The sequence below is a fragment of the Gracilimonas amylolytica genome, from assembly GCF_002911695.1.
GTDB lineage: Bacteria > Bacteroidota > Rhodothermia > Balneolales > Balneolaceae > Gracilimonas > Gracilimonas amylolytica.
Genome location: NZ_PQBS01000040.1, coordinates 62,744 through 76,440, shown reverse-complemented (window position 1 = coordinate 76,440; position 13,697 = coordinate 62,744). Strand labels below are relative to the sequence as shown.

General features: G+C 46.8%; 10 protein-coding genes. 8 read left to right on the top strand and 2 right to left on the bottom strand.

The genetic code is table 11. From position 1 onward, the window contains the following. Positions 1-125 precede the first annotated feature (125 nt). From C3B73_RS12580 to fbp, 5 genes are all read left to right on the top strand, one after another. Positions 126-1,724: a glycerol-3-phosphate dehydrogenase/oxidase gene (locus tag C3B73_RS12580; protein WP_103665962.1), complete on the top strand. Its 1,599-nt coding sequence runs from the start codon at positions 126-128 to the stop codon at positions 1,722-1,724. Positions 1,725-1,742: 18 nt separating this feature from the next. Further along, on the top strand, positions 1,743-3,242 hold the full coding sequence (gene glpK / locus C3B73_RS12575; RefSeq protein ID WP_103665961.1) for a glycerol kinase GlpK: 1,500 nt from the start codon (positions 1,743-1,745) through the stop codon (positions 3,240-3,242). Between the two features lie 145 nt (positions 3,243-3,387). Then, on the top strand, positions 3,388-4,152 hold the full coding sequence (locus C3B73_RS12570) for an MIP/aquaporin family protein (protein ID WP_103665960.1): 765 nt from the start codon (positions 3,388-3,390) through the stop codon (positions 4,150-4,152). A gap of 47 nt (positions 4,153-4,199) precedes the next feature. After that, complete coding sequence (locus C3B73_RS12565) at positions 4,200-5,372, top strand: porin (protein ID WP_103665959.1); 1,173 nt, start codon at positions 4,200-4,202, stop codon at positions 5,370-5,372. Between the two features lie 43 nt (positions 5,373-5,415). Then, positions 5,416-6,405: a class 1 fructose-bisphosphatase gene (gene fbp / locus C3B73_RS12560; protein ID WP_103665958.1), complete on the top strand. Its 990-nt coding sequence runs from the start codon at positions 5,416-5,418 to the stop codon at positions 6,403-6,405. Between the two features lie 71 nt (positions 6,406-6,476). Here fbp and C3B73_RS12555 read toward each other — a convergent pair whose 3' ends face one another. Beyond that, the gene (locus tag C3B73_RS12555) at positions 6,477-8,156 is read right to left on the bottom strand and encodes a peptide MFS transporter (RefSeq protein WP_103665957.1); all 1,680 of its coding nucleotides are present in this window, start codon (positions 8,154-8,156) and stop codon (positions 6,477-6,479) included. Between the two features lie 138 nt (positions 8,157-8,294). Here C3B73_RS12555 and hutH point away from each other — a divergent pair, with 138 nt between their 5' ends. From hutH to C3B73_RS12540, 3 genes are read left to right on the top strand one after another with little or no spacing between them, the layout of a single operon-like run. Then, positions 8,295-9,782, top strand: a complete 1,488-nt coding sequence (gene hutH / locus C3B73_RS12550) for a histidine ammonia-lyase (RefSeq protein WP_103666196.1) — start codon at positions 8,295-8,297, stop codon at positions 9,780-9,782. A gap of 10 nt (positions 9,783-9,792) precedes the next feature. Next, positions 9,793-10,974, top strand: a complete 1,182-nt coding sequence (locus C3B73_RS12545; protein WP_103665956.1) for an MFS transporter — start codon at positions 9,793-9,795, stop codon at positions 10,972-10,974. A 30-nt stretch (positions 10,975-11,004) separates the two neighbouring features. Further along, the gene (locus tag C3B73_RS12540) at positions 11,005-11,475 is read left to right on the top strand and encodes a DUF456 domain-containing protein (RefSeq protein ID WP_103665955.1); all 471 of its coding nucleotides are present in this window, start codon (positions 11,005-11,007) and stop codon (positions 11,473-11,475) included. Between the two features lie 103 nt (positions 11,476-11,578). Here the strand turns inward: C3B73_RS12540 and C3B73_RS12535 are convergent, their stop codons facing one another. After that, positions 11,579-13,612: a S9 family peptidase gene (locus tag C3B73_RS12535; protein ID WP_157939504.1), complete on the bottom strand. Its 2,034-nt coding sequence runs from the start codon at positions 13,610-13,612 to the stop codon at positions 11,579-11,581. Positions 13,613-13,697 lie beyond the last annotated feature (85 nt).

Genomic DNA, 13,697 nt, shown 5'->3' with positions numbered 1-13,697 from the left:
ATTAACTACATAACAGTCAATTAGCTTAAGTGCAGGGGTTGTGAAAGATTCCGAAATATTTTATTTGTGTTTCGTTTTATTTTGTATAAATTGGAAAAAGAACAAAACGAAATAGACGAAATGCTATGAAACGTGAGAATTTAGTACAGAGAATTGAAGAGCACGGGGCAAAAGAGTGGGACATGATCATCATCGGTGGAGGTGCGACCGGACTGGGAGTGGCCCTGGATGCCGTAAGCAGAGGGTATGAGCCTCTTTTGATCGAACAATCTGATTTTTCGAAAGGGACCTCAAGCCGAAGTACGAAACTGGTACATGGCGGGGTGAGATATTTAGCCCAGGGAGATATCGCATTGGTAAGAGAGGCGCTGCGTGAACGCGGATTACTGAAGAAGAATGCTCCCCATCTTGTTCAAAATGAAACCTTCGTCATTCCCGGATACAAATGGTGGACCAGGTATTATTATACCATAGGTCTTACCATGTATGATCTTCTTTCAGGAAAATTGAGTTTGGGTCGTTCCAGGCCAATCTCCAAAAAAGAGGCGGTTCGAAGGCTGCCAACGATCCGGCAGGAGGGTCTGCGGGGTGGCGTGATCTATCACGATGGGCAGTTTGATGATTCCCGGCTGTCGATCAATCTGGTTCAAACCATTGTCGAGCATGGAGGAATCGCCCTTAATTATGCGGAAGTAACCGGATTGATCAAAAATTCGGATAAGGTGGCCGGAGTAAGAATGAAAGATCGTGAAACCGGTAAGACCTATGACCTTAAGGCAAGGTCTGTGATCAATGCCACGGGAGTTTTTGTGGATGAGATCATGAAAATGGATAAAGACGAACATAAGGAAATGGTGCGACCAAGTCAGGGTGTGCACATCGTACTGGAAAAAGACTTTCTTCCCGGTGAGGATGCCATTATGATACCAAAAACGGATGATGGACGCGTGCTGTTTGCCGTTCCATGGCACAATAAAGTTGTGGTTGGGACCACGGACACCCCTCTCGATGAACACAGCCTGGAGCCGGTTGCCATGGAAGAAGAGATCGATTTTATTTTAAAGACAGCGCAAAAATATCTGGCCAAAAAACCCACCCGAAAGGATGTGAAAAGTGTGTTTGCCGGATTACGTCCCCTGGCAGCTCCAAAAGAAGGAGATACAAAGACCAAAGAAATTTCGAGAAGCCACAAGCTCATTGTGTCAGATTCCGGTCTGATCACCATTACCGGGGGTAAATGGACCACCTTCAGAAAAATGGGAGAAGATACCGTTGACAAGGCGGAGTCAGTTTTAAAGATCGGAAAGAAGAGATCAACCAGTGACGGGCTGAAGGTCCATGGCCATGAAGAGAATGTGGATTTTAGCGACCCCCTATATTTTTACGGGTCAGACAAAAAAAAGGTAAAAGCTTTAGCCGGGAAGGAAGGTATGTTAAAGGAGAATCTTCACGAAGATTATGAACATATTAAGGCTGAAGTCATCTGGGCTGCACGCCATGAGATGGCCCGAACGGTTGAAGATTTTTTGGCCCGCAGGATCCGAATGTTATTTTTGGATGCCAAAGCCGCCATTGATATGGCACCGGCAGTAGCGGAATTGATGGCGCAGGAATTGGGATACGATGAAAAATGGATCGACGATCAGGTTCATGCATTCACAAAACTTGCCAACCGATATTTGTTAGAGAAGTACGAACCAAAGGCATTAGTAACTAATAACTAAAACTAACCAACTGTCATTATGGAAACATTCATATTAGCACTAGATCAGGGTACGACCAGTTCACGGGCGATGCTTTTCAATAAGAAAGGTGAGATCGTTTCAGTAGCTCAAAAAGAGTTCAGGCAAATTTATCCAAAGCCGGGCTGGGTGGAACATGACGCTCAGGAGATCTGGTCTTCGCAGGCAGGTGTTGCCGCCGAGGCGGTTGCTTCAGCCGGTATCAACGGAAAAGCGCTTTCAGGTATAGGTATCACCAATCAGCGTGAAACCACGGTGGTGTGGGACCGCAAATCCGGTAAACCGATCTATAATGCGATAGTGTGGCAGGACAGGAGAACCTCGGAATATTGTGACAGTTTAAAGGAAGCCGGTCATGCCGAGATGATACAGGATAAAACAGGCCTTGTGATCGATTCCTATTTCTCAGGGACAAAAGTTAAATGGATCCTTGATAATGTTGAGGGTGCCCGTGAGAAAGCGGAAAAAGGAGATCTGGCTTTTGGGACCATCGATTCATGGCTGATCTGGAACTTCACACAGGGAGAGCTTCACATTACGGATGTGACCAATGCCTCCAGAACAATGCTTTTTAACATCAATACGATGGAATGGGATAAGGATCTTTTGGAGCTGATGGATATCCCTGAAAATATGCTGCCCGAAGTACGACAGTCGAGCGAGGAATATGGGCGAACCAAAACAACTTTATTTGCCAGTAAAGTGCCGATCGCCGGTATTGCGGGTGACCAGCAGGCCGCTTTGTTCGGTCAGATGTGCACGGAGCCGGGTATGGTTAAAAATACCTATGGAACCGGTTGTTTCATGTTGATGAACGTGGGGAAAAAGCCGGTGAAATCAGAGAATAATCTACTGACCACTGTAGCGTGGAAGATCAATGGAGAAACTGAATATGCGCTGGAGGGTTCGGTATTTATTGGAGGCGCCGTGGTGCAATGGCTTCGCGATGAGATGAGCATCATACAGGAGTCCAAGGACATTGAGTACTTTGCCAACAAAGTTGAGGATTCTGACGGTGTTTATCTCGTACCCGCTTTTGCCGGGTTGGGCGCTCCGCACTGGAGACAGCATGCGCGAGGGATCATGGTGGGAATGACACGGGGAACCAATCGTGCGCATTTGGCAAGAGCCGCTCAGGATTCTATAGCCTATCAGGTCATGGACTTGCTCAACGCCATGAAGGCCGATGCAGGTATAGAAGTAAAAGAACTTCGGGTAGATGGCGGAGCGACCGTGAACGACACACTGATGCAGTTTCAAAGCGATCTGCTATCAAATATTCCGGTGATCCGCCCGGTGATCACAGAGACCACAGCCTTAGGTGCCGCTTATCTCGCCGGTCTCGCCGTGGGTTATTGGGATGATATCGAAGAGATACGAAAGATGTGGCAGGTCGATAAAAAGTTCGTCCAAAAGATGGATCCCGAAAAAGTAAAAGAGATCACCAAAGGGTGGCAGCGAGCTGTTAATGCGGCCATCACCTGGGCCGACGACCGTTAATAAACTAACCAAATAACACACATTCAGGTCTTGCCGGTCATGCACTTAAAGCCCGGCGGCAAGACAAATTTTCGAGTGCATGTAGGCAAAGACTATCAAAACTACAGGCATGGAATTCTAAATCAATACAAATGGAGATCTTATCATGAGTCCTATTATAGCAGAATTTATTGGAACCGCCATCCTTCTATTATTTGGCTGTGGAGTGGTTGCCAACGTCATATTAAACAAGACCAAAGGAAATGGCGGTGGCTGGATCGTCATCACATGGGGTTGGGGAATGGGGGTGTTTATCGCCGTTTATACCATGGGGCAATTCAGCGGAGCCCACATCAACCCTGCGGTCACAATTGGCCTGGCTACTGCCGGTCTGTTTGACTGGGTGATGGTTGTGCCTTATATCCTTGCTCAGGTGGCAGGGGGATTCTTTGGGGGATTTCTGACCTGGTTGGCTTATAAAAAACATTTTGATGCCACAGAAGATGCCGGAACGATCTTGGCGGTATTTTCAACGGCTCCTGAAATACGAAATTACGGTTCCAACTTTATAACTGAAACCATAGGCACCTTCATACTGATCTTCGGGGTGTTTTATCTGACGGATCCCGGCTTCATGGATTCGAATGGGCAGATGCTACAATCTATTAACATTGGCGGAGAGGAAGTTGGTTTTGGCCTTGGCTCACTGGCAGCTTTACCTGTGGGATTACTGGTATTCGGAATAGGCCTGGCTTTAGGCGGTCCTACCGGTTATGCCATCAATCCGGCACGTGACCTTGGTCCAAGACTGGCGCATGCCGTACTTCCGATCCCGAATAAAGGAAGCAATGACTGGGCTTATTCATGGGTACCCATAGCAGCTCCAACGGTTGGGGCCGTACTGGCTGCATTGGTCTTCATGATACTTTGATAACCCAAAAACAGGTGATCTAACTCACACTCAAAAATCCAAAAAAAATGAATTCATCAAGAAGAGTACCACAAACACTCATTGTAATGCTATGCCTGACTATTCTGCCTATACTACTGACAAAGCCTCTTAAGGCCCAGCAGGTTCAGTTCGAAACTGAAAATAATTGGAACCTGGCGGTCACCGGGCAGCTGCCTGTTTTTATAGTCGCCTCGGAACATGAAGCATTCAATTCCGATGCTTCAGATCAGTTCGGAACCAGGATCATGTCAGGATTCAATCCGGCAAATATAACTTTTACGATAGAGGCTCCGGAAATGAATGGGCTGAAAGTGAAAGGCATATTTCAGATCAATCATCATTTGCAGGGACCAAGTATTCAGAACGAAGGGTTATTTGAAGGGAGGATTGCTGATATCGAGCTATCCGGAGACTTTGGAAAAGTGAACATCGGTAAAGGATATGGGATCTTTAACAGCAGTTCCATTGCTGATGCCGGAAGCGGAATGGGTGTTGGCCGCTTTGGAGGACCGGATGCGGCCAATGCGACATTGGGTAGAATAGGAAGCGGCTACACCTATGCGAACTTCAACCCCAGAGTGACCTATACCACTCCAGATCTTAGCGGTTTTAGTGTGAAAGCAGGATTGATCAACCCTGAAAAACCAAGCGGAGCCTCAGAGCAACAGATTCAGACCGCCACTCCACGCCTTGAGGCACAAGCCAATTACAATATTAATCTTAATTCCGGAATTATTGACCTGTGGTTAGGTGGAATGACTCAGAACATTGAAGTGGTCAGTGCTGATTACAGCTATGACATTTCAGGCTGGGACACGGGGGTGAGAATTTCGGCTAAAGATCTCAGGTTGACCGGTGCCTACTCTGAAACTCAGGGTGTGGGGGCAGATGGCCTGATCGGGATAAGCTTGACAGGAACCGGGTTGGATCAGGCTGAAGTACAAGCTAAACAATGGTACACGGAAGCTACTTATGATCTGAATAAATTAACAGTTGGCCTTAGTTATGGAGAAGGTTCACAGGATGCAAATACGACTATTGTGGGAAGCTCACCGGATATTACAAACGAATTGCTGATGGTATTCAGCAGATATGACCTTACCGATAATCTGACACTCCTTGGAGAACTGCAGGATTTCTCATCAGATGCCCAAAGTAATTATCAGGCACTGATAGTTGGAATGCAGCTCAATTTCTAAGCTCCATCCGAACTCACAATAACCTGACACCAACAGCTGATACATGAAGAAACTGACCACATTAGAAGAGTATATCATCAATGCTCAGAATAAATTTCCGGGTGCCCGGGGAGACCTTTCACAGTTATTGAGGGATATTGCTTTAGCAGCCAAGATCATTTCCCGGGAAGTGAACAAAGCAGGTATCACAAATATTTTAGGACTTGACGGAGCTTCCAATTTTCATGGCGAATCGGTTAAAAAGCTGGACCTGTTTGCCAATGAACAGCTTCAATCCGCTTTAGGAAGATCCAACATCACATGCATGGTGATCTCAGAAGAAAATGAAGGGGTTGTCAGGCTCAGTGATGAATCGGGTAAATATATTGTGTACATGGATCCTCTGGATGGCTCTTCAAATATTGACATCAGTGCCACCATAGGGAGTATCTTTTCCATTTACATGCGCCCTGAGAATAAAAAGCATTTAACTGAAAGTGATGCCCTTCAGCCGGGTACAAAACAAGTGGCAGCGGGATATGTGCTCTATGGCTCAAGCACGATCATGGCATACACAACAGGAATGGGAGTTCAGTTATTTACTCTTGATCCAAGTATTGGCGAATTCATTTTGTCTGATAAGGAGGTCCGAATACCGGAAGAAGGTAACATCTACAGTACAGACGAAGGCAGTTACATTTATTGGGATGAAGCCTTGAAAAAATACGTGAAGTATTGTCAGGCCTACGATCCTGAAACAAAACGACCGTATAAAGCAAGATATATTGGGTGCATGGCCGCTGATGTGCACCGTACCCTGTTGCAAGGCGGTATATTCATGTACCCGGACAGCAGTAAGTATCCGAATGGAAAACTCAGGCTGATGTATGAGTGCAATCCCCTTAGTTTTATCATTGAACAGGCCGGTGGGTTGTCATCTGATGGCAAAAAGCGGATCATGAAAATTGAACCGACTTCCATTCACGAATGCACTCCAGTATATATCGGGTCAAAAGGAAATGTTGAAAAACTTGAATCCTTCTTTCAGGCTTGATTGTTGATTGAGAAAAAAAGCTCCTTCATGCTTAATGAAGGAGCTTTTTACGGTGTTGAATTTAGCTGGTTTTACTCTATATCCCCCATAAGCTTTCTGACGCCGGGTGCAGCAAGCAGGGCAATCACCCCGCCACCACCGACGATAATAGCTACCATCTGGAACAAGCCTGCCGGAGCAAGACTCTCCAGCTGACCGGCTACGAGACCTGCCATCAGGTTACCCAAAGCAGCGGCTACAAACCAGATACCCATCATCTGACTCACTCTGTTCTTAGGAGCGAGTTTGGTCATGGATGAAAGTCCGACAGGAGATAAACAAAGCTCACCGGCTGTATGCAGGAAGTACGTTACGATCAACCATGCCGGAGAAACCAGGTTGGTTGCAGAGGCATTGGCAGAACCCCATGATAGAACAAAGAAACCGGCTGCCAGGCCAAAAAGGCCCAATCCAAATTTGACCGGAATGGAAGGGTTGGCATTACGCGAGGCCAGCCAGGTCCACATGAATCCAAAGATCGGGGCAAAGATCACAATAAAGGTTGGGTTGATCAGCTGCAGGGTACTGGCAGGGATGATCCATCCGTCACCAATCTGACTGAATACCCAATACAGAAAGCCGATCAGGCCTACGGCTGAGGCTACAAGGGCAAATTTAGCCATACCCCAAAGATCGTCCCGCCTGAAGGCTTTTAGTACGTAGTAACCGACAGGCAGTGCAATTATAAAGGTGACCAAAAGTGCTCCATAACCGCCAAGAAATGAACTTGGTCCGGCAGCACGGTTCGTAAGATCAGAAGCAAAAAGGTTCAGGGATGAACCGGCTTGCTCAAAACCACTCCAGAACAATGCCGCTAAAATAAACAGCCAGAAGATCACCCCTAAGCGTTTCTTCTCTTCAGTATTATGGCCTCCGAAAAAGATGATGTATCCAAAAAATAACAGAGTGATGATCACAGCCACGATACCAAGATTTTGAGCCAGTGCATCAAGAGCAACATCAATGGCTCCGGAACTTTGGAGGAAACCAAACACTACTACAACAGCGATCAAAATGGAGGATATAGTGTAGAAGATCTTGCTTTTTTTGCTGACCTGTTCTTCGGTGAAATTCTCATCCAGTTCACCGGCACCTTCCAGGTATTTATCTCCAATTTTGTAGGAGATCAATCCAAGTACCATACCAAAACCGGCCAGGGAGAATCCATAATGCCAGTTATATCCTTCACCAAGCAAGCCGCAAAGCAGAGGCCCTAAAATGGCTCCAAGGTTGATACCCATGTAGAAAATGGAGAAGCCAGCATCGCGACGGGCACCACCTTCCGGATAAATATCACCCACCATAGAACTCACATTGGGTTTCAGTAAACCGGTACCGATCACGATCAGCGCCAGGCCAATAAAGAAGAATGTGGTTGTGGGGATGGCCATGCTGAAGTGTCCGGCAGCAATGATACAACCACCTACAAATACCGCTTTTTTCTGTCCCCAGATGTTATCGGCAACCCAGCCACCCGGCAGTGACAATACATACACAAAAAAGGTGTAGATACCGTAAATAGCTGTAGCTTCACCCACACTGAAACCGAGACCGGGATTATCACCCAGGGCTTCAGCGGTCATGAAAAGTACAAGAAGGGCGCGCATCCCGTAATAACTGAAACGCTCCCATAATTCAGTAAAAAATAAGGTCGAAAGTCCGCGCGGATGACCGAAGAAGTCATTAGCGGTGGCGGCATTACCGTTTGCCATAATGCTTATAAGTTGGTTAAGATTTAAAAAAGTTAAGAGTGTCCGATGATACTTAAACAGGCAGTGGGTTGCAAGAAGGGATTGAATTCCATGAACGTTCTGACGACCTTCAAAGGCAAAATAAATAAAGGGAAAATCATGGTAGATATCAGCATTCGATCACTTTATAAAGATCTAGAGAAATCAATAAACGACCTTAAAAAAGATGCGGGTACGGTTCAACGTTCCCGAAAGGTCGTTGAAGAAGCATTGAAAAAAGATGAGGCCTTTTATGGTATCAATACCGGATTCGGGATCCTTGCGAACAAACGCATAAGCGGCGATCAGCTTAAACAGCTTCAAAGAAACCTGATATTGTCGCATTCTGTGGGCACCGGCGATCTAATTCCTAAAGAGATCTCGAGATTGATGCTGATGCTGAAGATCCATGCATTGGGGATCGGTTATTCAGGTATCTCTATGGAAACCTTCGAGCGGTTTGTTTACTTCATCGACCATGACCTGATTCCCGTAGTTCCCGAAAAGGGAAGTGTAGGGGCTTCCGGCGACCTTGCACCGCTATCGCATATGTCGCTGCCTTTGCTGGGGTTTGGTTCGTTCTGGAATGAGGAAGGAACCGACACCATTCCTGCCGATGAAGTGTTGAAAAAGCATGGACTCGAACCGATCGACCTTCAGGCTAAAGACGGGTTATCCCTCATAAACGGCACCCAGCTGATGAGTTCTTATGGAGCTTATGTACTGGAAAAGACCCTTCATTTGTTAAAAGTGGCAGATCTGTTGGGTGCTATGAGCCTTGAAGCTCTTCAAGGCAGCATCAAGCCCTTTGATAAGCGCATACATAAAATTCGTCCACACAATGGACAGCAAACGGTGGCTGCCAATGTGCGCTACCTGCTGGGAAAAAGTGAGATCCTGGAATCTCATAGAAATTGTGGTAAGGTTCAGGACCCCTATTCCCTCCGGTGTATTCCGCAGGTGCATGGGGCCAGCCGGGATTCTATCGAGCATTGTGTGAGAGTGGTAGAAACAGAGATCAATTCTGTGACGGATAATCCCCTGGTATTTCAGGATGGGGATATCATATCAGGAGGGAATTTCCATGGTCAGCCACTTGCTCTCGTTCTGGATTTTGCAGCCATTGCACTGGCTGAACTTGCCAGTATTTCGGAAAGACGAACCTACCTGATGCTTGAAGGTCACGACGGATTGCCGGAATTACTGATGGAGGAAACCGGTATCAACTCCGGCTTTATGATCCCGCAGTACACAGCGGCAGCACTGGTTTCAGAAAACAAGGTACTGTGTCACCCTGCCTCTGTAGATTCCATCCCCACCAGTCTTGGGCAGGAAGATCATGTAAGTATGGGAAGTATCGGAGCTTTGAAGTTGCTGAACGTGTATAAAAATGTAGAGCAGGTATTGGCCATTGAGCTGTTCACCGCCGCACAAGCCCTGGACTTCAGAAAGCCGCTTAAACCGGGTGCAGGGATAGAAAAAGCTCATCAATATATTCGGGAGCACATAGCCCATGCAGATGAGGATCATTTCTTTAAGGATGAGATCAATCAGGCGGTAGAGTTATTGAGTGATCCGTCTTTGATCCGTGACCTGGACCTGAAATAATTCATATCAGATGAGCCTGAAGAATCCTCGTTTTATTTTACCTGTCATTGTGTTTTCACAATTTGCGGGGACCTCCCTTTGGTTCGCAGGCAATGCTGTATTACCTGACCTGATCCTTGAATTATCCCTGGATCTTTCAGCGGTTGGGCATGTTACCATGGCGGTACAGGCGGGGTTCATTATCGGAACGCTCATTTTTGCGGCAATGAATATGGCTGACCGGTATTCTCCCGTGAAAGTTTTCTTTGCCTGTTCTGTTTTGGGAGCTTTATTCAATCTTTCCGTGATCTTTGCCTCCGGGTACGCAACACTATTATCAGCCCGTTTTTTAACCGGATTCTTTTTGGCTGGAATTTACCCGGTGGGAATGAAGATCGCCTCCGACTGGCACAAGGAAGGATTGGGGAAGGCATTGGGTTACCTGGTAGGAGCGCTGGTACTTGGCACGGCCTTCCCGCATTTTCTGAAGTTTGCCGGGGCCGACCTGCCCTGGCGTTTTGTGATGGTGAGTACTTCGGTATTGAGTGCCTCAGGTGGGTTGTTACTGCTACTTACGGTCAGTGATGGCCCGTACAGTGGAAAGAAGGGTGACTTCAAACCCTCTGTTATGTTCAAGCTTTTTAAAGACCGGAATTTTCGGTCAGCGGCCTTTGGCTATTTTGGACATATGTGGGAGTTGTACACTTTCTGGGCTTTTGTGCCGGTAATGCTCGCCTTTTATAAGGCAGGGTTTGAAAGTGAGTTGAATGTACCGATCTGGTCATTTCTGATCATCGCCGTGGGGTGTTTAAGCTGTATTGCCGGCGGGTATCTTTCTCAGAAGAGAGGCAGTAAATATGTGGCTACTGTGTCGTTGATGATCTCCGGGCTCTGCTGCCTGATATCCCCCTTTATCTTTGATCTTTCATACCCGGTGTTTCTCTTGATCATGGTGATTTGGGGCGTCAGCGTGGTTTCGGATTCACCCCAGTTCTCAACTTTGGTAGCCGGTTCGGCAGACCGGTCTTATGTGGCCACCGGGTTGACGCTGGTCAACAGTATTGGTTTTACTACCACTATCATCAGTATTCAGATCCTGACGGCAGTTTGGGTGGAATGGTTGACGCCATGGGCATTTTTGATCCTGTTTGCTGGACCGTTGTTTGGCTGGTTTTCCATCAGGAAATTCAAAGTACATTCAACTACCTTGTAACAAAATCACTCATCCAAACGTGTAAGGATCATGGAATTATTCTGGATCATATTAGGCAGTATTTTTATTCTCGTTGGGCTGATCGGTGCTTTTTTACCCGTGGCTCCCGGTCTCCCTTTCAGTTACATTGGGTTGCTTATCCTGCAGATCCTGCACAGTCCGTTTTCACTCACCTTCATGATCGTTTGGTTGCTGATCGTGATCATTTTCGGTTTTGTTCTGGATAATGCACTTCCGGCCTGGGCTACAAAAAAATCAGGGGGAACGCCCTATGGGATTACTGGCAGTATTCTGGGACTTATTGTTGGTCTGTTTTTTCCGCCGATCGGATTTGTGGTTGGCCCTTTATTCGGAGCCTTTATCGGAGAACTTATTGCAGGACAAAAGTCAGACCGGGCTCTCAGGTCTGCTTTAGGAGCATTTGCCGGATTTATGGTTGCCACCGGATTAAAAGTTATTGCTGCCGGCGTGATGGGCTTTTACTACTTCACAAATCTTTGAGTGGGTAGTTTTCCTATTTCAGGAATGTACGATCACACGCATTAAAAAAGCCTGACCTGTATAACACAAGTCAGGCTTCGTAATTTCAGAACCGGATGCGATCTTAATTATCGATTGAAACGGCTTCTATTTCCAGTTCAGAATCAGGGCGTTGGGTTTCGGTTCCCTTTAAATACTGATTGAACCAGCGCATCATGCGAAGGCTGAAATCATATCGAGCAGTTGCATTACGGTTTCCGTGACCTTCACCGGGATAAAGCACCAGTCGAACCGGTGTGTCTGTTCGTGTCTTGATATGGCGGTACAGCTCATAAGATTGTCCCGGGTCAACACGTGTATCTTCCTTACCGTGCATGATCAGCAGTGGTGTTTTGGCGTTATCTACATGGTAAATAGGGCTGCGCTCCAGGTATCCCATATAATCATCCCAGATGCGTTTCCGGGCATGCACGTGGAACAGCTCTTCAGGGATATCAGAAGTTCCCCATTTTGAAAGGTTGTTACTGATCCCAACTGACATCACACCGGCCGCAAATCGGTCACTGTAACGGGTGCTCATCCAGGCAGTGGCATATCCACCGTAAGACCCACCGGTCACACCTACTTTATCTTTGTCTGTGATTCCTTGTTCGATCAGGTAATCAACGCCTTCCACGATATCATCAAATTCTGCCCCGGCAAGGTCGCCCTGACTGCTCATGGCAAATTCAAGGCCCCGACCTGTACTTCCGCGATAGTTCGGATAGAATACGGCAAAACCATCGGCAGCACCCATCTGTCCGGTCATGGAGTATGCCGTCAGCCAGCCGTTGCTGTAATGGGCTTCAGGTCCGCCGTGTACCACAGTCACGGTTGGGTAACGGGTTCCACGCTCAAAATTTACAGGGTAGATCAGTAAACCTTCGATCTCCATGCCGTCCTTAGTGGTGTATGAGATAGCTTCCTGCTTACCCAGTTCTTTATCATCGAGCCATGGATTACTGTTCGTCACACGGGTGGGTGATCTTTCTCCTTTTTTCATCAGGTAAACTTCATCCGGATGTTGTGGAGTGTTAGCATCAAACACGACCGTACCATTTGCTGCACTTGCAAAGGAAGAAAGGATCGGGCCTCCGGTAGGGAGAATAGCTTTCATCTGTTTTCCATCACTTTTTATGGTACCGAATTCAGACCAAACACCTTTACTCACTAAGTAGTGAAGCGTGTTGTTATCAGCCCACTCTACCTGTTCAAATTTGCCCTTCAGGTCTTTCTGCAGAATTTGGGTTGAACCGGTTTCAGGATCGATAATTTTTAACCTGCCGTCGATCGGATCGTTGATATCGGCTCCGGCTATCATAGCGATCTTGTCACCGTTCGGGCTCCATTTAAACGCACCGAGTTTTCCTTCATGATCCACTTCAGAGATGATCTCCCTTGTTTTGTGGTCCATTACATAAACCTTTTGTGCCATATAAAAATCATCCACAAGGGGTGAAGGAGCTACGGCAAGAGCCATTTTGGTTTGGTCGGGACTCCAGGTGGCAGCGGTGACATGTCCGTCAATATCTATGTGGTGAGGCATATGTCCCGGCATAGCTACGTTTTGAATATATGCCTTGGTTTCACTGAGGTTTTCTTCGTAGATCTCAGGCGTGTATGGTAAAGGAGACGGTGAGGTTTCCCTGGGTTGGGTGGCACGGAAAATAATATGATTGCCGTCCGGTGCCCATTCATACCCGGAAATGTTCGTTTTAAAAGAATAGAGCTTTTGAGCTTCTCCTCCATTCAGCGAGATCTCATAGATGGAACGGGTATCATCTCCTTCCTGACGATCCAGGTAGGTAATGCTGTTGTAGTTTGGCCGGAAAGCGATCCCGCTAACGCTGCGACCGGTTATAAAGGGATGGGATTCCCCGGATCCCACATCTAACAGATACAGATGTGAACTGGCCGGTTTGTTTTCCTTCATCGGATCTGCCGGTACCGAAAGGGTATAGGCTGCTGTGTTTCCGTCCTGAGACAGATAAACGGAACCAACACTCTTGATCTTGGCCACATCTGTCGGAGTAAGGCCGGATTGAGCCATAGCTGATAACATGAGCCCTACTGAGAGGATCATGGTCAGCATAGCCGATCGTTTAGTAATGTTATTCATAGGATTACCTCCTGATTGATTTTTTAAAGTTTGATGAAATATAGTCATAGAACAGTATCATCTAAATAAATAGTCTGAAGATTGT